The organism is Pseudomonas sp. SID14000, assembly GCF_002165135.1.
Classification (GTDB): Bacteria; Pseudomonadota; Gammaproteobacteria; order Pseudomonadales; family Pseudomonadaceae; genus Aquipseudomonas.
Genome location: NZ_NFZQ01000009.1, coordinates 213,304 through 231,726 on the forward strand (window position 1 = coordinate 213,304; position 18,423 = coordinate 231,726).

The 18,423-nt window shown below is 63.5% G+C and carries 17 protein-coding genes; 12 read left to right on the forward strand and 5 right to left on the reverse strand.

All coding sequences use genetic code 11. From position 1 onward, the window contains the following. Positions 1 to 222: 222 nt before the first annotated feature. On the forward strand, positions 223 to 741 hold the full coding sequence (locus CAY82_RS15550; protein WP_087502009.1) for a glycine cleavage system protein R: 519 nt from the start codon (positions 223 to 225) through the stop codon (positions 739 to 741). A gap of 338 nt (positions 742 to 1,079) precedes the next feature. Here the strand turns inward: CAY82_RS15550 and rarD are convergent, their stop codons facing one another. From rarD to CAY82_RS15570, 4 genes are all read right to left on the reverse strand, one after another. Then, complete coding sequence (gene rarD / locus CAY82_RS15555; RefSeq protein ID WP_087502010.1) at positions 1,080 to 1,967, reverse strand: EamA family transporter RarD; 888 nt, start codon at positions 1,965 to 1,967, stop codon at positions 1,080 to 1,082. Positions 1,968 to 2,031: 64 nt separating this feature from the next. Continuing rightward, positions 2,032 to 3,006, reverse strand: coding sequence for a serine/threonine protein kinase (locus tag CAY82_RS15560; RefSeq protein ID WP_087502011.1), 975 nt, complete (start codon positions 3,004 to 3,006; stop codon positions 2,032 to 2,034). A 162-nt stretch (positions 3,007 to 3,168) separates the two neighbouring features. After that, complete coding sequence (locus tag CAY82_RS15565; RefSeq protein WP_087502012.1) at positions 3,169 to 3,933, reverse strand: TOBE domain-containing protein; 765 nt, start codon at positions 3,931 to 3,933, stop codon at positions 3,169 to 3,171. 81 nt (positions 3,934 to 4,014) lie between these two features. Continuing rightward, positions 4,015 to 4,746: a ComF family protein gene (locus CAY82_RS15570; protein WP_087502013.1), complete on the reverse strand. Its 732-nt coding sequence runs from the start codon at positions 4,744 to 4,746 to the stop codon at positions 4,015 to 4,017. Positions 4,747 to 4,835: 89 nt separating this feature from the next. Between CAY82_RS15570 and bioB the strand changes: the two genes are divergently transcribed. From bioB to CAY82_RS15615, 9 genes are all read left to right on the forward strand, one after another. Continuing rightward, entirely contained in the window at positions 4,836 to 5,894 is a 1,059-nt protein-coding gene (gene bioB / locus CAY82_RS15575; protein ID WP_013970556.1) for a biotin synthase BioB, read from the forward strand. 1 nt (position 5,895) lies between these two features. Then, a complete protein-coding gene (gene bioF, locus CAY82_RS15580) occupies positions 5,896 to 7,068 on the forward strand; it encodes an 8-amino-7-oxononanoate synthase (RefSeq protein ID WP_087502014.1) in 1,173 nt (390 codons plus the stop codon). After that, on the forward strand, positions 7,061 to 7,792 hold the full coding sequence (locus tag CAY82_RS15585) for an alpha/beta fold hydrolase (protein WP_087502015.1): 732 nt from the start codon (positions 7,061 to 7,063) through the stop codon (positions 7,790 to 7,792). Before bioF ends, CAY82_RS15585 begins: the two co-directional genes overlap by 8 nt. Continuing rightward, positions 7,785 to 8,603: a malonyl-ACP O-methyltransferase BioC gene (bioC, locus tag CAY82_RS15590; protein WP_087502016.1), complete on the forward strand. Its 819-nt coding sequence runs from the start codon at positions 7,785 to 7,787 to the stop codon at positions 8,601 to 8,603. Before CAY82_RS15585 ends, bioC begins: the two co-directional genes overlap by 8 nt. A gap of 10 nt (positions 8,604 to 8,613) precedes the next feature. Beyond that, positions 8,614 to 9,294 carry a dethiobiotin synthase gene (gene bioD, locus CAY82_RS15595; RefSeq protein ID WP_087502017.1) on the forward strand — a complete coding sequence of 227 codons (681 nt, stop codon included), beginning with the start codon at positions 8,614 to 8,616 and terminating at the stop codon, positions 9,292 to 9,294. A 227-nt stretch (positions 9,295 to 9,521) separates the two neighbouring features. Continuing rightward, positions 9,522 to 9,818 carry a pyrroloquinoline quinone biosynthesis protein PqqE gene (locus tag CAY82_RS15600; RefSeq protein ID WP_087502018.1) on the forward strand — a complete coding sequence of 99 codons (297 nt, stop codon included), beginning with the start codon at positions 9,522 to 9,524 and terminating at the stop codon, positions 9,816 to 9,818. 286 nt (positions 9,819 to 10,104) lie between these two features. Continuing rightward, positions 10,105 to 11,910 (forward strand): phenylacyl-CoA dehydrogenase, encoded by a 1,806-nt coding sequence (locus CAY82_RS15605; RefSeq protein ID WP_087502019.1) that lies wholly within the window; start codon positions 10,105 to 10,107, stop codon positions 11,908 to 11,910. A gap of 299 nt (positions 11,911 to 12,209) precedes the next feature. Further along, a complete protein-coding gene (locus tag CAY82_RS15610; RefSeq protein WP_087502020.1) occupies positions 12,210 to 13,493 on the forward strand; it encodes a diguanylate cyclase in 1,284 nt (427 codons plus the stop codon). A 123-nt stretch (positions 13,494 to 13,616) separates the two neighbouring features. Then, the gene (locus CAY82_RS15615; protein WP_087502021.1) at positions 13,617 to 15,395 is read left to right on the forward strand and encodes an acyl-CoA dehydrogenase C-terminal domain-containing protein; all 1,779 of its coding nucleotides are present in this window, start codon (positions 13,617 to 13,619) and stop codon (positions 15,393 to 15,395) included. A 279-nt stretch (positions 15,396 to 15,674) separates the two neighbouring features. On the opposite strand, the gene CAY82_RS15620 is transcribed toward CAY82_RS15615, so the two are convergent. After that, on the reverse strand, positions 15,675 to 16,598 hold the full coding sequence (locus CAY82_RS15620; RefSeq protein WP_087502022.1) for a LysR family transcriptional regulator: 924 nt from the start codon (positions 16,596 to 16,598) through the stop codon (positions 15,675 to 15,677). Positions 16,599 to 16,808: 210 nt separating this feature from the next. Between CAY82_RS15620 and CAY82_RS15625 the strand changes: the two genes are divergently transcribed. Further along, complete coding sequence (locus CAY82_RS15625) at positions 16,809 to 18,089, forward strand: aspartate aminotransferase family protein (RefSeq protein ID WP_087502023.1); 1,281 nt, start codon at positions 16,809 to 16,811, stop codon at positions 18,087 to 18,089. Positions 18,090 to 18,242: 153 nt separating this feature from the next. Beyond that, positions 18,243 to 18,401, forward strand: a complete 159-nt coding sequence (locus tag CAY82_RS15630; protein ID WP_009681539.1) for a YqaE/Pmp3 family membrane protein — start codon at positions 18,243 to 18,245, stop codon at positions 18,399 to 18,401. The last annotated feature ends 22 nt before the right edge of the window (positions 18,402 to 18,423 follow it).

Sequence of the window (18,423 nt, forward strand, 5' to 3'; positions counted from 1 at the left end):
AAAATCAGACTAAAAGCGCCGTTATACGACCCGTTGGTCGCGTATGGTCACGCTGGGAGCGAGTATGTTCGCAAAAAACAGGTAGATTGTTCCAGATAAATCTTGAAACAGTACACGATTCGTTGTGCGAATTGCCCTGCGGCAGGTTGCCGCGCCTTGCCTATACTGAATCGATCCCCCGATTTTCTGCCGCACGGCGCGGTCCGACACGAGGAAGGGCTTGTGGATCATCTTGTACTGACTGTGATTGCCCCTGACAAGGCCGGCCAGGTCGAGCGCATTGCCCAGTGCATCGCCGACCACAGTGGCAACTGGCTGGAAAGCCGCATGTCGCGCATGGCCGGGCAGTTTGCCGGCATCCTGCGGGTGGCGGTGCCGGCGGAAAACTACGACGAGCTGGTGGCCTCGCTGCAGGGGTTGGTGCGATATGACATTCGCGTGCTGATCGCCGAGAGCGGCATCGAACCGTCGTGTACCTGGAAGCCGATTGCCATGGAATTGGTAGGGAATGATCGGCCGGGGATCGTGCGTGATATCACCCGCCTGCTGGCGGACTTGGGGGTAAACCTTGAGCGGTTTACCACCGAGGTGCGGCCGGCGCCCATGAGCAGCGAGCCGCTATTCCATGCTGATGCCTTGCTGGCATTGCCGTTGACCCTGTCACTGGACGACCTGCAGCAGAAGCTGGAGAGCCTGGCAGACGACTTGATGGTGGAGTTGAAGCTGCGGCCAGAGGAATGATGCGGGATCGCCGGGGGGGGGCCGTCTTGCGGATTATTCGCAGCACAAGGCTGCTCCTACAGGGGAATGCATATCCATGTAGGAGCAGCCTTGTGCTGCGAATGGGCTGCAAAGCAGCCCCCTCCGGTTATCCCGATATCACGGGGAAGGCCCTGTGGATAACCTGGGGGTTCCCCTCTCTAGCCCAGACCGCGTGCGCCTTACACGGCTTTGATCAAAAAAAACCCAAAAATCAGCAGCTTGTGCACAAAGCACGGGGACGAGGGTGTGGATAACCTTTGGAGATGTCTCTGCAGGCCACGAATTACAAGGTCTGCAGAGTCGTGATCATTTTTTGATCAGCTACGCTTGCGCAAACTGACCCACGCATCGACGCTATAAATCGCCAAACCGGCCCAGATGAACATGAACGCCACCAAGTTGCTCGACGACAAGTGCTCATCGAACAGCAGCACCGCCTGCAGCAGCACCAGGGTTGGCGCCAGGTACTGCAGGAAGCCCAGCGTGGTGTACGGCAAGTGCCGCGCGGCAGCGTTGAAGCACACCAGCGGCACCAGTGTCACCGGCCCCGCAGCCATCAGCCACAACGCTTCGCTGCTGGTGTAGAACGCGCCCTGGGCACTTATCGCTGTCGGGTGCAGCAACAGCCAGCCGAGGGCCAGCGGTACCAGCATCCAGGTTTCCACCACCAGGCCCGGCAATGCCGCCACCGGTGCCTGTTTGCGAATCAGCCCATAGAAGCCGAAGCTCAGCGCCAGCACCAGCGACACCCACGGCAGGCTGCCCACCTGCCACACCTGCTGGGCCACACCCACGGCGGCCATGGCCACGGCCAGCCACTGCAGGCGGCGCAGGCGCTCACCAAGAATCAGCATGCCCAGCAGCACATTGATCAGCGGGTTGATGTAGTAGCCCAGGCTGGCCTCGAGCATGCGCCCATTGTTCACCGACCATACGTAGGTCAGCCAGTTGCCGGCGATCAGCGCCCCGCTCAGGGCGAGGATGCCCAGCCGTCGCGGGTTGTCGCGCAGTTCACGCCACCAGCCGGGGTGTTTCCACACCAGTAGCAGCAGCGAGCCGAACAGTGCCGACCACAGCACCCGGTGGACAATGATCTCCACCGCCGGGACGCTCTGGATTGCCTTGAAGTACAGGGGGAACAGCCCCCAGATGATGTAGGCGCTGAGGCCCAGTAGGTACCCGCGACGCGGGTTTGCGGCGTGCATGCAGAATCCTTGCTTAGGTAGCTAAATAAAGCGACGCCTATTGTAGACAGAGGCGGGCGTGCTTCTAGAACAATTTCAGCGGCGCTTCATCCAGTGCTGCCATTTGCTCGCGCAGGGCGAGGATCTGGTCTCCCCAGTAGCGTGGCTGGCCGAACCAGGGGAAGCTGGGCGGGAATGCCGGGTCGTCCCAGCGCCGCGCCAGCCAGGCGCTGTAGTGCAGCTGGCGCAAGGCGCGCAGGGGCTCGATCAGCGCCAACTCGCGCGGGTCGAAGTCGTGGAACTCGTTATAGCCGTCGATCAGTTCGGCCAGTTGCCCCAGGCGCTCCTCGCGGCTGCCGGCCAGCATCATCCACAGGTCCTGCACCGCCGGGCCCATGCGGCAGTCGTCGAGGTCGACCACGTGGTACACCTCGTCCCGGTGCATCAGGTTGCCGGGGTGCAGGTCGCCATGCAGGCGGATGAGCTGGTGCGGTGTGCGGGCATAGATGTCCTCCACCCGCTTGAGCAGGTCGCGGGCCACCGATTCGAAAGCCGGCAGCAGTTCGCGGGGGACGAAGTCGCCTTCCAGCAGGGTATTCAGCGAGGCGTGGCCGAAGTTGTCCACCGCCAGCGCCTCGCGGTGCTTGAACGGTTTGCTGGCGCCCACTGCGTGCAGGCGGCCGAGCAACTGGCCGAGGCGGTAGAGCTGGTCGAGGTTGCCCGGCTCTGGCGCGTGGCCGCCGCGGCGGGGGAACAGGGTGAAGCGGAAGCCCTGATGTTCGAACAGGGTGCGGCCGTCGTGCTGCAGCGGGGCGACCACCGGCACTTCGCAGTCGGCCAGTTCGGCGGTGAAGCTGTGCTCCTCGAGGATGGCCGCGTCGCTCCAGCGGCCTGGGCGATAGAACTTGGCGATCAGCGGCTGCGCGCCCTCGATGCCCACCTGGTAGACGCGGTTCTCGTAGCTGTTCAGTGCCAGCACCCGGGCATCGCTAAGAAAGCCCAGGCTTTCCACGGCGTCCAGGACCAGGTCGGGGGTGAGGGTGTCGAAGGGGTGGGACATGGGGGCTCCGGGGGTAGGCGGCGTGGGGACCATGGTAACGCGTTATGCCTGTACCGGCCTCTTCGCGGGTAAACCCGCTCCCACATGGACAGCGCAGCCGCCAGGGAAACGACGCACCGGTGGGAGCGGGTTTACCCGCGAACCGCGCGAAGCGCGGCCAGGCTATGCAGGAATTCCGATCAATACATAGGACGGATGAAATTGAACCCGCACTGAACTGCCAGCTGCCACCTGCCGCCCAGCCAACCAATCCACCTCGGCAAATGCACACAACGTCTGCCCATTCCCCAATGCCAACCTGACCTCACTAGGCCCATCAGCCTCCGCCAGCACCTCCTCTACCGTCGCCCGCAGGCAATTACTCCCTGCTTCGGCCTCTTCCCCTTCGGCCAGTAACCGCACCCACCCGGCCTTGAGCAATGCGACTACCATCGTGCCCAGCGTCAGCTCCAGCCGTGCAGTGCTGTCGCGGGTGATCAACGCCTCGATCTCCAGCCCACCGCCCAGCGCCAGGCTGACGCGATCATGCCGTCCCTCACGGCGCAGGCCACTGACCTGGCCCTGCAACTGGTTGCGCGCGCTGGTGCGCAGCATCAGCCGGCCGAGCAGGTCGAGGTCACTGGACTCTTCGGCCGCTTCGAATATTTGCGCCTGCAGGGCCTGCAGCCTCTGATACAGGCGCAGCACCCGCTCGCCTTCTGCTGACAAGCGCGCACCACCGCCACCATGCCCGCCGGTGCTGCGCTCGACCAGGGGCTGGCTGGCCAGGTTGTTGAGTTCGTCGATGGCGTCCCAGGCGGCCTTGTAGCTGATGCCCGCGGCCTTGGCGGCGCGAGTGATCGAACCTTGCTCGGCAATGTGCTGCAGCAGCGCGATGCGCTGGGGGCGGCGGGCGATGTGCTGGGTGAGGAGGGGGGGCAGGGACATGGGCATTCGGTCGTTGTAAGCGGCAGCGAAGTGTAGCTTGTGTGGGAGCGGCCTTGTGTCGCGAAAGGGCGCTCCCACAAGTCATACATACCCCGGCTTGGGCGTACGCGCCAGGCAATACACATCCACCCGCTGCGCGCCGGCCTTGTGCAGCACTTCGGCAACTGCCTGCGCGGTAGCACCGGTGGTCAACACGTCATCGACAATGGCGACGTGCTTGCCCGTCAGTTTGCCGGTGACCGCAAACGCCTGGCGCAAATTGCGTCGCCTGGCCTTGGCATCCAGGTGTTGCTGCGCTGGCGTCTCCCGCGTGCGCAGCAGCAACCGCTCGTCGCAACGTACCCCCACGTGCGACGACAGCCAGCGCCCGAGCATCCCCGCCTGGTTGAACCCCCGCTCCCGTAGTCGATGTTTGGCCAAGGGCACAGGCAACAACAGGTCGGGGCGCGGTAGCCCTTCGGCAAAGCGGTGCAGCAGCCCATGCCCGAGCAATGCGGCCATCAGGCGCCCCAAAGGCCACTGGCGATTGTGCTTGAAGCGGCTGATCAGCGTGTCTACCGGAAAGCCGAAATGCCACAGTGCAATCACCTGCTCGAAGACCGGTGCACGGCGGCAGCATTGGGCGCAAGTCAGGCCGGCCATGGGCAAGGGCAGGGCGCAGCGCAGGCAGTGATCATCCAGCCAGGGCAGTTCCTGCTCGCAAGCGACGCACAGTGGGTAGGCTTGCTCGGCAGGCTCATCGCACAGTAAACACAATTGATTAATAAATGAGCACTTGTAAACTAGTCTTTTCCAGTGTGGTTGACAGTTCATAGGCCTTCCATGACTATGCGAGCTATCCGTGATGCGCTGGCGGGCTTTCCTGTCCCGGCGCCAGCTACAGCCTAAACAAGGAAACGCCGATGAGCGCCAGCACAACTGCAACAACACGTCACGACTGGTCCCTGGCCGAGGTCAAGGCGCTGTTCCAGCAACCGTTCAATGACTTGCTGTTCCAGGCGCAGACCGTGCACCGCGCGCATTTCGACCCGAACCGTGTGCAGGTTTCGACCCTGCTGTCGATCAAGACCGGCGCCTGCCCGGAAGATTGCAAATATTGTCCACAGTCCGGCCACTACAACACCGGTCTGGAAAAACAGAAACTGATGGAAGTGCAGAAGGTGCTGGAAGAAGCCGCCCGTGCCAAAGCCATCGGTTCTACCCGCTTCTGCATGGGTGCGGCGTGGAAGCACCCGTCGGCCAAAGACATGCCCTACGTGCTGGAGATGGTCAAAGGCGTGAAAGCCATGGGCCTGGAAACCTGCATGACCCTTGGCAAGCTCGACCAGGAGCAGACCAAGGCCCTGGCCCAGGCCGGCCTGGACTACTACAACCACAACCTCGACACCTCGCCGGAGTTCTACGGCAGCATCATCACTACCCGCACCTACAGCGAGCGCCTGCAGACCCTGGCCTACGTGCGCGACGCCGGGATGAAGATCTGCTCCGGCGGTATCCTCGGCATGGGCGAGTCGCTGGACGACCGCGCCGGCCTGCTGATCCAGCTGGCCAACCTGCCCGAGCACCCGGAATCGGTACCGATCAACATGCTGGTCAAGGTGGCCGGTACGCCGTTGGCCGAGGAAGAAGACGTCGACCCGTTCGACTTCATCCGCATGCTGGCCGTGGCCCGTATCCTCATGCCTAAGTCGCATGTGCGCCTGTCCGCTGGCCGCGAGCAGATGAACGAGCAGATGCAGGCCCTGGCGTTCATGGCTGGTGCCAACTCGATCTTCTACGGCGAGAAACTGCTGACCACTGCCAACCCGCAGGCCGACAAGGACATGCAACTGTTCGCACGTCTGGGTATCAAGCCCGAAGCGCGTGAAGAGCACGCCGACGAAGTGCACCAGGCGGCCATCGAGCAGGCGCTGGTCGAACAGCGCAGCAGCGAGATGTTCTACAACGCCGCGACTGCCTGACATGGCCTTCGACCTGGCGGCGCGCCTGGCCGAACGACGCGCCGCAGACCTGTATCGGCAGCGGCCACTGCTGCAGAGCCCGCAGGGGCCGGAAGTAGTGGTCGACGGCCAGCGCCTGCTGGCCTTCTGCAGCAATGACTACCTGGGCCTGGCCAACCACCCCGAAGTGGTTGCTGCCTGGCAGGCCGGCGCCGAGCGCTGGGGTGTCGGTGGCGGTGCCTCGCACCTGGTGATCGGCCACAGCACGCCGCACCACCAGGTGGAAGAGGCCTTGGCCGAGCTCACCGGACGCCCGCGTGCGCTGCTGTTCTCCACCGGCTACATGGCCAACCTGGGCGCCATCACCGCGCTGGTGGGGCAGGGAGATACAGTGCTTCAGGACCGTTTGAACCACGCTTCGCTGCTGGACGGCGGGTTGCTCAGCGGCGCCCGTTTCAACCGCTACCTGCACAACGACCCGGCCAGCCTGGCCAGCCGCCTGGACAAGGCCGTCGGCAATACCCTGGTAGTGACCGATGGCGTGTTCAGCATGGACGGCGACCTGGCCGACCTGCCGGCGCTGGCCGATGTCGCCCGCGCTCGCGGTGCCTGGCTGATGGTTGACGATGCCCATGGCCTGGGCACCCTCGGTACCCAAGGTGGCGGTATCGTCGAGCACTTCGGCCTGGGCGTTGAAGATGTGCCGGTGTTGATCGGTACGCTGGGCAAGGCCTGTGGTACTGCCGGCGCCTTTGTGGCTGGCAGCGAGGAACTGATCGAGGCGCTGGTGCAGTTCGCCCGCCCGTATATCTACACCACCAGCCAGCCACCGGCGCTGGCCTGCGCCACCCTCAAGAGCCTGGAACTGCTGCGCCGCGAGACCTGGCGCCGCGAGCACCTGGCCGCGCTGATCCGTCAGTTCCGTGAAGGTGCGCAGCAGATCGGCCTGGAGTTGATGGACAGCCCGACGCCGATCCAGCCGATCGTCATCGGTGACAGCGCGCAGGCCTTGCGCCTGTCACGCATGCTGCGCGAGCGCGGCTTGCTGGTAACGGCCATCCGCCCACCCACCGTACCGGCGGGCAGTGCGCGCCTGCGGGTGACATTGAGCGCCGCGCACAGCGAGGCGCAGGTGCAGCTATTGTTGAATGCATTGGCCGAGTGTTATCCACAGTTGGAGAGCGCCGATGCGTAATCGACTTGTTCTGTTGCCTGGCTGGGGCCTGGGCACTGCCTCCCTGGAGCCGCTGGCCGCCAGCCTACGTGCCCAGGACGCCCGCCTGCAGGTTGAACTGGTGCCACTGCCGGAACTGGCCGACAGCGATGTGCAGGCGTGGGTCGACCATCTCGACCGCAAGCTGCCGCGCGATGTCTGGCTGGGTGGCTGGTCGTTCGGCGGTATGCTGGCCAGCGCGCTGGCGCACAAGCGCGGCGACCACTGCTGCGGCCTGCTGACCTTGGCCAGCAACCCCAGTTTCGTGGTTCGCCCGGACTGGCCCCACGGCATGGCCGAAGACACCTTCGGCACCTTCCTCGACGGCTGCCGCAGCCATACCCAGGTCACCCTCAAGCGCTTCCGCACTTTGTGCAGCGATGGCGCCCAGCAACCGCGTACCCTACTGCGCCAGCTGGGTGTTGGTGTGCCGGATACCGACCCGCTGTACCTGGCCACCGGCCTCGAAGTGCTGGCCAGGCTGGATACTCGTGAAGCCCTGCAGGCCTACACCGGCCCGCAACTGCACCTGTTTGCCGGCAGCGATGCGCTGGTGCCTGCAGAGGCGGCAAGAGCGCTGAGCGAGCTGCTGCCCGATGTGGAAGTGGGCCTAGTCGAAGACAGTTCCCATGCGTTCCTGCTGGAGTACCCGCAGGAGCTGGCGTCGGGCATCAAGAGTTTCCTGCATGAGAGTGGCGATGACTGACCTTTCCCGTTCGACCCTGCCCGGCGCGCTGCCCGACAAGCGCCAGGTGGCAGCCTCGTTCTCCCGCGCCGCGGCCAGCTACGACAGCGTGGCAGCCTTGCAGCGTGCGGTGGGTTCGAGCTTGCTGGAACAGTTGCCGGAAGGCCTGCAGCCCTCACGCTGGCTGGACCTGGGCAGCGGCACCGGCCATTTCAGCCGGGCGCTGGCCGAGCGGTTCACTCAGGCCAGCGGTATAGCGGTGGATATCGCCGAGGGCATGCTGCGCCATGCCCGCTACGAACAGGGCGGGGCGCACTATCACGTGGCCGGTGACGCCGAGCGATTGCCGCTGCGTGATGCCAGCGTCGACCTGGTGTTCACCAGCCTCGCCGTGCAGTGGTGCGACCAGTTCGCCAGCGTACTGGCAGAAGCGCTGCGGGTGCTGCGCCCGGGCGGCGTGCTGGCCTTCAGCAGCCTGTGTGTGGGTACCCTCGATGAACTGCGCGCCAGTTGGCAGGCGGTGGATGGCCTGGTGCATGTGAACCGCTTCCGCCGTTTCGAGGACTATCAGCGTCTGTGCGCAGCCAGCGGCTTCGAACAGCTTGGGCTGCAGCGCTGCCCGCATGTGCTGCATTACCCGGATGTGCGCAGCCTGACCCATGAACTCAAGGCTCTCGGTGCCCACAACCTGAACCCCGGCCGGCCTTCCGGGCTTACCGGCCGGGCCCGCATGCAGGGCCTGCTGCAGGCTTATGAGGCATTTCGCCAGCCCGAGGGGCTGCCAGCCACCTACCAGGTGGTCTATGGTGTGTTGCGCAAGCCACAGGCGTAAGGGGAGCGAGATGAGCCAGGCCTATTTCATTGCCGGTACCGATACCGATGTTGGCAAGACCACCATCGCTGCCGGGCTGTTGCATGCGGCACGGTTGCAGGGGATGAGCACCTTGGGCGCCAAGCCGGTGGCCTCCGGTTGCATGATGACGCCGAAAGGGTTGCGCAACAGCGATGCCCAGGCGTTGATCGATGAAAGCTCGATCAAGCTGCCCTACGAGCAGGTCAACCCGTTTGCCTTCGAGCCGGCTATCGCACCGCACGTGGCGGCGCGCGAGGCGGGGGTAACGCTTGCCGTGCCGGAGCTGTTGGCGGCGATGCGCAAGGTGCTGCAACAAAATGCCGACTTCACCTTGATTGAGGGGGCTGGCGGCTGGCGCGTGCCGTTGTCGGGGCAAGCCAACCTGTCCGACCTGGCCATTGCCCTCAAGCTGCCAGTGATCCTGGTGGTGGGGGTGCGGCTGGGGTGCATCAGCCACGCCTTGCTAAGCGCCGAGGCGATTGCCCGTGACGGGCTCCAGTTGGCGGGATGGGTGGCGAACATCATCGAACCGCGTACTTCGCGCCTGGAAGAGAACCTGGCCAGCCTGGCCGAGCGTTTGCCGGCGCCTTGCCTGGGGCGGGTGCCCAAGTTGAAGCAGGCCAGTGCCGACATGGTGGCTGAACACCTGCAGCTGGATCTGCTGGATTAGCCGTTTCCAGGCCTGGCCCTTTCGCGGGTAAACCCGCTCCATAGGTACTGTACAAGTCTGAAAACATGGAGATCCTGTGGGAGCGGGTTTACCCGCGAAGAGGCCGGTGCAGGAATACCCAAGGCCTATCAAATGGCACCGGGCCATTAGGGATTTAAACGGGCCTTTTCGCCCCGGGCCTGCTTTAATTGGCCCTGTTCGTCATCCAGCGTCAATGGAGTCCTGACATGGAAATCACCGGTAGCTCCGCCTATTACGCGGGCCTGAGCGCAATCCAGACCGGCCAGAACCGCGTCGATCAGGCTGCCAGCCAGATCGCCAACACCACCGCCGAACGTACCGCCACCAGCCAGTCCAGCGATTTTCAGGCCGAACGCTTGCGCGCGGTCGACCGCAGCCAGCAGATGGACCTGGCCACCAGTACCGTGCAGATGGCCCTGGGCAAACTTGAAGTCGAGCTGGGCGCAAAGGTCGCCAAGGCATCCGACGAAATGCTCGGCCGGATCATCGACACCTACGCCTGATACGGCGGCTCTCCCGAACCTGTCGCTATCCCTGTGGGAGCGGGTTTACCCGCGAATGCGTCCGCCCGGACACTTCTGTTTTCCGGGCTGGTCCATTCGCGGGTAAACCCGCCCCCACAGGGATATGTGTCATGGCTTGTCAGTTTTGCCATTTTTCGTGGCGTAAATGGCACCATAGTCCATCCTTGACATAAAGCGGAGCTAAACGTAAGTTTCAAACAACTGTTTGATCGACTGCCGCCAAGTGCGGGTCACCTCCACAGAACTCACCTAGAGGTTCATCGCAATGCCTGATTACAAAGCCCCCTTGCGTGATATCCGCTTCGTTCGCGACGAGCTGCTCGGCTATGAGGCGCACTATCAGAGCCTGCCGGGTTGCCAGGACGCCACGCCCGACATGGTCGACGCGATCCTCGAAGAAGGCGCGAAGTTCTGTGAGCAGGTGCTGTCGCCGCTGAACCGCGTGGGTGACCAGGAAGGCTGCACCTGGAGCGAATCGGGCGTGAAAACCCCGACCGGCTTCAAAGAGGCCTACCAGCAGTTCGTCGAAGGTGGCTGGCCGAGCCTGGCGCATGACGTCGAACACGGCGGCCAGGGTCTGCCGGAGTCGCTGGGCCTGGCCCTGAGCGAAATGGTCGGCGGTTCGAACTGGTCGTGGGGCATGTACCCGGGCCTGTCCCACGGCGCGATGAACACCATCTCTGCGCACGGCACCGCCGAGCAGCAGCACACCTACCTGACCAAGCTGGTATCCGGCGAGTGGACTGGCACCATGTGCCTGACCGAGCCACACTGCGGTACCGACCTGGGCATGCTGCGCACCAAGGCCGAGCCACAGGCCGATGGCAGTTACAAGGTGTCGGGCACCAAGATCTTCATTTCGGCCGGTGAGCACGACATGGCCGACAACATCGTCCATATCGTCCTGGCCCGCCTGCCGGACGCACCCGCTGGCACCAAGGGCATCTCGCTGTTCATCGTGCCGAAGTTCCTGCCCAACGCCGAAGGCGGTGTGGGTGAGCGCAACGGCGTGAGCTGCGGCTCGATCGAACACAAGATGGGTATCCACGGCAACGCCACCTGCGTGATGAACTTCGACGGCGCTACCGGCTACCTGATCGGCCCGGCCAACAAAGGCTTGAACTGCATGTTCACCTTCATGAACACCGCTCGTCTGGGTACCGCGCTGCAAGGCCTGGCCCACGCCGAGGTGGCGTTCCAGGGGGGCCTGAAGTACGCCCGCGAGCGCCTGCAGATGCGTTCCCTGACTGGCCCGAAAGCACCGGACAAGGCCGCTGACCCGATCATCGTCCACCCGGACGTGCGTCGCATGCTGCTGACCATGAAGGCCTTCGCCGAAGGCAACCGCGCAATGGTGTATTTCACTGCCAAGCAGGTGGACATCGTCAAGTACAGCCAGGATGAAGAGGAGCGCAAGAAGGCCGATGCCCTGCTGGCGTTCCTGACCCCGATCGCCAAGGCGTTCATGACTGAGGTCGGCTTCGAAGCCGCCAACCATGGCGTGCAGATCTACGGCGGCCACGGCTTCATCGCCGAGTGGGGCATGGAGCAGAACGTGCGCGATAGCCGTATTTCCATGCTGTACGAAGGCACCACCGGCATCCAGGCCCTGGACTTGCTCGGCCGCAAGGTGCTGATGACCCAGGGCGAAGCGCTGAAGGGCTTCACCAAGATCGTGCACAAGTTCTGCCAGTCGCAGGAAGGCAACGAAGCGGTCAAAGAGTTCGTCGAACCGCTGGCGGCGCTGAACAAGGAGTGGGGCGAGCTGACCATGAAAGTGGGCATGGCCGCCATGAAGGACCGTGAAGAAGTGGGGGCGGCCTCGGTCGATTACCTGATGTATTCCGGTTACGCCTGCCTGGCCTACTTCTGGGCCGACATCGCCCGCCTGGCGGCCGAGAAACTGGCAGCCGGCACCAGCGAAGAGGCGTTCTACACCGCCAAGCTGCAGACGGCGCGCTTCTACTTCCAGCGCATCCTTCCGCGTACCCGTACCCATGTGGCGGCCATGCTGTCGGGTGCCAACAACCTGATGGCGATGGACGAAGAACACTTCGGCCTGTCGTACTGATCCTACCGCTGTACACGAAACCCGCCTGCCTTCACCGGCAGGCGGGTTTTTTGCATTCTGGGGTGGGCACAATTCCCGTGTTTTACACGATCATTGTGGGAGCGGGTTTACCCGCGAAGAATGCGACACGGTATATGGCACCGGCTTTGCCGGTGTTCGCGGGTAAACCCGCTCCCACACTGATCGCGTGCAACCCGGAATTTCGTGTTCACTCCATCCGCATATTCAACTGTTCATGTGCACTGCCGATGAAGTAAGGGCACAATGCCATTATTGATCTGCCGGGTTGGAGATTACCCTTGTTTCGTTTTAACGCTGTACGCGCAAGCCACTTCCTGCCGTCGCTGTTCTTGTTGCTGGCAGGGCTCGCCGCAGCCTATGTAAGAGACCTCAGTGTCTTTTTCACATCGCTGTTCAATGTCCTGCCTACCTTGGTTCTGCTGCTGGGTGGCGCCTACTGTGCGGTGTACCGTCGCCAGCGCGAGCTGTTCCTGATGCTCACGGTGTACATCGCCTATTACCTGCTCGACACCCAGACCGACTTCTACCGTGACCATGGCCGCGTACGCGAGGATGCGGCGGTGATCTTCCACCTGGTGTGCCTGCTGCTGCCCGCCCTGTTCGGGCTGTATGGTGCCTGGCAGGAGCGCACCCACCTGCTGCAGGACCTGGTCGCCCGTGGCGCCGTGCTGTTTGCCGTGGGCAGCGTGGCAGTGGCCCTGGAGCAAAGCTACCCCGAAGCGCTGCTGACCTGGTTGGCGGAAATTCGCTGGCCAACCTTGCATGGCCAGTGGATGAGCCTGATCCAGATGGTCTACCCGCTGTTCCTCGGCGTATTCATCCTGCTGGTGGTGCAATACCTGCGTGCGCCACGGCCACTGCACGCTGCGCAGGTGATGGGCCTGCTGGGCATCTTCTGGATGCTGCCGCAAACCTTCATCCTGCCGTTCACCCTGAACATCATGTGCAGCCAGGTAATGCTGATGATCGCCGCAGCGGTGGCGCATGAGGCCTACCAGATGGCCTTCCGCGACGAGCTGACCGGCCTGCCGGGGCGCCGTGCGCTGAACGAACGCATGCAGCGCCTGGGGCGCAACTATGTGATCGCCATGACCGATGTCGACCACTTCAAGAAATTCAACGACACCCACGGCCACGACGTCGGCGACCAGGTGCTGCGCCTGGTCGCCAGCCGCCTGTCCAAGGTCACCGGGGGTGGCCGCGCCTACCGCTATGGCGGCGAGGAATTCGCCCTGGTGTTTGCCGGCAAGACCGCCGAGGAATGCGTACCGCATGTGGAAGCCGTGCGCGAAATGATCGCCAACTACGTGATGCACCTGCGCGACCAGCACAACCGCCCGCAGGACGATACCGCCGGGCGCCAGCGGCGGGCGGGCAGCAGCGGAGGTACGGTGTCGGTCACCATCAGCATCGGCGTGGCCGAGCGCCAGGCCGATCATCGTGACCCCGAAGCGGTGCTGAAATCTGCCGACCAGGCGCTGTACAGCGCCAAGGGCGCAGGGCGCAACTGTGTCATGGTGCATGGGCAACAAGCGCAGCGAGGGGCAGTGCGGACGGCGTGACCGAAATTGACTATACAGTCTTTTGATGACCCTATGTCTCGTAAAAGTTGTTCGGTTACACTGCCTGTAACCCAGTGTCGCGGTTCCCCGAGACCGCCCCGACCCGACTAGCGAGAGGTTGTCATGGCTGAATATAAAGCGCCCCTGCGCGACATGCGCTTCGTACTGAATGAAGTGTTCAACGTGGCCGAGCAGTGGGCGCAGTTGCCCGGGTTGGCCGAGGTTGTCGATGCCGACACGGCCATGGCGGTGCTGGAAGAAGCCGGCAAGGTTACTGCCAGATCCATTGCGCCGCTCAGCCGCGCCGCGGATGAAGAGGGCTGCCACTGGGACAACGGCGCGGTGCGCACACCGGCCGGTTTCACCGAGGCCTACAACACCTATGCCGAAGGCGGCTGGGTGGGCGTGGGCGGTGATCCGCTGTTCGGCGGCATGGGCATGCCCAAGGTCATTTCGGCCCAGGTCGAGGAAATGGTCAACGCCTCCAGCCTGTCCTTCGGCCTGTACCCGATGCTGACTGCCGGCGCCTGCCTGTCGATCAATGCCCACGCCAGTGAAGCGTTGAAGGAAAAGTACCTGCCGAACATGTACGCCGGCGTGTGGGCCGGTTCCATGTGCCTGACCGAGCCGCACGCCGGTACCGACCTGGGCATCATCCGCACCAAGGCCGAGCCCCAGGCCGACGGCAGCTACAAGGTCAGCGGCACCAAGATCTTCATCACCGGCGGTGAGCACGACCTGACCGAGAACATCATCCACCTGGTGCTGGCCAAGCTGCCGGACGCACCGGCGGGGCCGAAAGGCATTTCGCTGTTCCTGGTGCCGAAGTTCCTGGTCAATGAAGACGGCAGCCTGGGCGCGCGCAACCCGGCCACTTGTGGCTCGATCGAGCACAAAATGGGTATCCAGGCCTCGGCCACTTGCGTGATGAACTTCGATGAAGCGGTCGGCTACATCGTCGGTGAGCCGAACAAGGGCCTGGCGGCCATGTTCACCATGATGAACTACGAGCGCCTGGGTGTTGGTATCCAGGGCCTGGCCTCGGCCGAGCGCTCCTACCAGAACGCCGTGGAGTACGCGCGCGATCGCCTGCAGAGCCGCGCCCCGACCGGGCCGCAAGCCAAGGACAAGGTCGCTGACCCGATCATCGTCCACCCGGACGTGCGGCGCATGCTGCTGACCATGAAGGCACTGATCGAGGGTGGCCGTGCCTTCTCCAGCTACGTGGCCATGCAGCTGGACAGCGCCAAGTACAGCGAAGACGCCAGTGTGCGCAAGCGCAGCGAAGAGCTGGTGGCACTGCTGACACCGGTGGCCAAGGCCTTCCTCACCGACCTGGGCCTGGAGTGCGCGGTGCACGGCCAGCAAGTGTTCGGCGGGCATGGCTACATTCGCGAGTGGGGGCAGGAGCAACTGGTGCGTGATGTGCGTATTACGCAGATCTATGAAGGCACCAACGGCATCCAGGCCCTCGACCTGATGGGGCGCAAGGTGGTGGCCAGTGGTGGGGCGTACTACCGACTGTTCTCCGACGAGATTCGCCAGTTCATTGCCAGTGCGGGTAGCGAACTGGATGAGTTCGCCAAGCCTTTGGGGGCTTATCTCGATCAACTCGACGGGCTGACCGAGTGGGTGCTGGAGCAAGCCAAGGGCAACCCGAACGAAATTGGCGCGGCTTCGGTCGAGTACCTGCATGCCTTTGGTTATGTTGCCTATGGCTACATGTGGGCACTGATGGCACAGGCGGCCAAGGCGGGTGAGGGGGACGAGGCGTTCTACTCGGGCAAGCTGGGTACGGCGAGGTTCTACTTTGCGCGGTTGCTGCCGCGGGTAGATTCGCTGGTGGCCTCGGTGAAGGCGGGGAGCGAGTCGCTGTACTTGCTGGATGCGGAGCAATTCTGACGGATTTTGGGGCTGCTACGCAGCCCCAATTCCAGGCACATCTGGGAGTGAATTCTCCTGTGTAAGCTTTTTCCTACACAACGTGGTGACTTTTCACCACTGTTCTCAGATTGGATCCACGGTTATCTTTATCACATGGACGTTGCGCAGGAAGCGCAAAGGACAGATCAAGGATGACGACGAAGGACACCTGCCAGGATGGCGGGGCGATACGGATGTCACAGGGAAACAGTCTGGAAAACCCCGCTTAGGCGGGGTTTTCTTTGTGCGCGTGTTTTTTCAGCCCAGCACATCCAGCGGTGATGTGCCCAACAGGCGGGCGTCCGTCTCTTCCTCCAGCAGCGTGCGCAGCAGTTCTACAGAGGCCTGCTGGCGCTGGGCATCGCGGAACACCAGGCCAACCTTCAGCGGTACCCGCGGTTCGCTCAACGGCTTCCACAGCAGCCCCTGATCATCCTCGGAGGCCTCCTTGGCCCGCCCCGGCAGGATTGTGGCCAGCGCGGTATGGGCCAGGCTGTCGAGGATTCCCGCCATGTTGTTCATCTCTGCCTGCACCTGCGGTCGACGTCCCTGGCTGGCCAGTTGCGCTTGCCAGATCTGGCGGATCTGGAATTCCTCGCCCAGCATCAGCATGGGCAGCTCGGCGGCCTGGCGGATGGACACCTTCTTGAAGTCCTTCAACGGGTGGGTGGCGGGGATGACCAGTTGCAGCTCATCTTCGTACAACAGCAGGCCATGCAGCCCCGGCTGGCGTGGTGGCAGGTAGCTGATACCGATGTCCAGGCTGCCGTTGAGCAAGCGCCGTTCGATCTCCAGCCCCGACAATTCGTAGATCTGCACCACGAGGTGCGGCTGTGCCCTGCGCAGGCGTTCGAGCAGTTGCGGCACCAGGCTCGGCCGCACGGTCTGCAGCACGCCGATGGCCAAGGTACGCAGCGACTGGCCCTTGAAGTTGCGCATGGCCTCGTGGGCGCGCTGCAGGCCGTCGAGCAGCGGCAAGGCGTGGTTGTACAGGGTATGGGCGGCCAGAGTCGGCAGCAGGCGCTTGTTGCTGCGCTCGAACAGGCTCAGGTCGAGGCTGTGCTCCAGCTGGCGGATCTGCTGGGAAAGCGCCGGCTGGGACAGCGACAGACGCTCGGCGGCGCGGCCAACGTGGCCCTCTTCATACACCGCGACGAAATAACGCAGTTGGCGGAAATCCATAAGCAACACTTATCGAAAATGCTGGAAAAACGAAATGGTCGAAAGCCCTCGCGAGGCCTAGTCTATCGCCGTATTCCAACGGTTTACAGCGATGTATAGATCGATTGTTACCTCGGATGAAAAACACTTTTGATAGGTAAGGCAAAATATCGAGTGTCGGCGTTCAGACCGCACCGTGGCCGCCCTTTATCGTGATTGGTTGGAGCACTGATGAACCTGTTCAACCTGCGCCGCCCGGCCCCTGCCGCCGTCGCCGCGCCCAAGCGTGCGCCGGTGACCGTGCCGGAAGCGCCGCAGCAGTCGCGTGAGCGCCTGATGCCCGGCACCGAACGCGCAGCACAGGTGTTCGTGCGTGGCCAGGGTTCCTGGTTGTGGGACAACGAAGGGCATGCCTACCTGGACTTCACCCAAGGTGGTGCGGTCAACAGCCTGGGCCATAGCCCCAGCGTGCTGGTGAAAGCGCTGGGCAACCAGGCCCAGGCATTGATCAACCCGGGCTCGGGCTTCCACAGTCATGGACTGCTGGGGCTGGTCAACCGCCTGTGCCAGAGCACCGGCAGCGACCAGGCCTACCTGCTCAACAGCGGTGCCGAAGCTTGCGAAGGCGCGATCAAGCTGGCGCGCAAATGGGGCCAACTGCACCGCAACGGCGCCTATCACATCATCACCGCCAGCCAGGCCTGCCATGGCCGCAGCCTGGGCGCATTGTCAGCGTCCGACCCGCTGCCGTGCAACCGCTGCGAGCCGGGCCTGCCGGGCTTCAGCAAGGTGCCGTTCAACGACCTGGCGGCGCTGCACGCCGAGGTGGATTCGCGCACCGTGGCAATCATGCTCGAGCCGATCCAGGGCGAGGCGGGTGTCATCCCGGCCTCGCAGGAATATCTCAAGGGTGTGGAAACCCTGTGCCGCGAACTGGGCATCCTGCTGATACTCGATGAGGTGCAGACCGGCATTGGCCGCTGTGGCGCGCTGCTGGCCGAAGAAACCTACGGCGTGCGCGCCGACATCATTACCCTGGGTAAGGGCCTGGGCGGTGGTGTGCCGCTGTCGGCCTTGCTGGCCCGGGGCACGGCGTGCTGCGCCGAGCCCGGCGAACTGGAAGGCAGCCACCATGGTAACGCGTTGATGTGCGCCGCCGGCCTGGCCGTGCTGGATACCGTGCTGGAACCTGGTTTCTTCGCCCAGGTGCAGGACAACGGCCGCCACCTGGGCCAAGGCCTGAGCCGGCTGGCCGGGCGTTATGGCCAGGGCGAAGTGCGTGGGCAAGGCCTGCTGTGGGCCCTGCAACTGAAAGAAAACCTGGCCCGCGAGCTGGTGACGGCGGCCCTGCACGAAGGCTTGTTGCTGAACGCGCCGCAGGCGGATGTGGTGCGTTTCTCGCCAGCACTAACCGTGAGCAAGGGCAACATCGACGAAATGCTGCTGCGCCTGGCTCGTGCCTTCGCCCGCCTGCACGCCCAGCAGCAGGCCCGCCGCGAAATGCCAGCCTAGCGGCCTGGTGACATCGAGAATTCTACGAACCGTCTGGCGTTCCTGCGCATCGCCCTTGGCCTGTTTCATTCGGCCCGGGGCGTTTTTTTTTTGCATGTTGAACCTCTGTGGCGGGCGGCTAGTCTCTGATGTACCCCTTCAGGAGAGACTCGCATGGACTTTATACGCATCATCATCGCCATCATTTTGCCGCCGCTGGGCGTGTTCCTGCAGGTGGGGTTTGGCGGGGCGTTCTGGCTGAATATCCTGCTGACCTTGCTGGGGTACATTCCGGGGATCGTGCATGCGGTGTATATCATCGCCAAGCGTTAAGCCATCTGGGGCTGCTTTGCAG

Excerpts from the sequence above, each read along its gene's own strand:
- CAY82_RS15600 (WP_087502018.1), top strand. The coding sequence starts at position 9,522 with ATGGAAATCACCGGTAGCTCCGCCTATTACGCGGGCCTGAGCGCAATC.
- bioD (WP_087502017.1), top strand. The coding sequence starts at position 8,614 with ATGAGCCAGGCCTATTTCATTGCCGGTACCGATACCGATGTTGGCAAG.
- CAY82_RS15620 (WP_087502022.1), bottom strand. The coding sequence starts at position 16,598 with ATGGATTTCCGCCAACTGCGTTATTTCGTCGCGGTGTATGAAGAGGGC.
- CAY82_RS15615 (WP_087502021.1), top strand. The coding sequence starts at position 13,617 with ATGGCTGAATATAAAGCGCCCCTGCGCGACATGCGCTTCGTACTGAAT.
- bioC (WP_087502016.1), top strand. The coding sequence starts at position 7,785 with ATGACTGACCTTTCCCGTTCGACCCTGCCCGGCGCGCTGCCCGACAAG.
- rarD (WP_087502010.1), bottom strand. The coding sequence starts at position 1,967 with ATGCACGCCGCAAACCCGCGTCGCGGGTACCTACTGGGCCTCAGCGCC.
- CAY82_RS15570 (WP_087502013.1), bottom strand. The coding sequence starts at position 4,746 with ATGAACTGTCAACCACACTGGAAAAGACTAGTTTACAAGTGCTCATTT.
- CAY82_RS15630 (WP_009681539.1), top strand. The coding sequence starts at position 18,243 with ATGGACTTTATACGCATCATCATCGCCATCATTTTGCCGCCGCTGGGC.
- CAY82_RS15565 (WP_087502012.1), bottom strand. The coding sequence starts at position 3,933 with ATGTCCCTGCCCCCCCTCCTCACCCAGCACATCGCCCGCCGCCCCCAG.
- CAY82_RS15560 (WP_087502011.1), bottom strand. The coding sequence starts at position 3,006 with ATGTCCCACCCCTTCGACACCCTCACCCCCGACCTGGTCCTGGACGCC.
- CAY82_RS15625 (WP_087502023.1), top strand. The coding sequence starts at position 16,809 with ATGAACCTGTTCAACCTGCGCCGCCCGGCCCCTGCCGCCGTCGCCGCG.
- bioB (WP_013970556.1), top strand. The coding sequence starts at position 4,836 with ATGAGCGCCAGCACAACTGCAACAACACGTCACGACTGGTCCCTGGCC.
- CAY82_RS15605 (WP_087502019.1), top strand. The coding sequence starts at position 10,105 with ATGCCTGATTACAAAGCCCCCTTGCGTGATATCCGCTTCGTTCGCGAC.
- bioF (WP_087502014.1), top strand. The coding sequence starts at position 5,896 with ATGGCCTTCGACCTGGCGGCGCGCCTGGCCGAACGACGCGCCGCAGAC.
- CAY82_RS15585 (WP_087502015.1), top strand. The coding sequence starts at position 7,061 with ATGCGTAATCGACTTGTTCTGTTGCCTGGCTGGGGCCTGGGCACTGCC.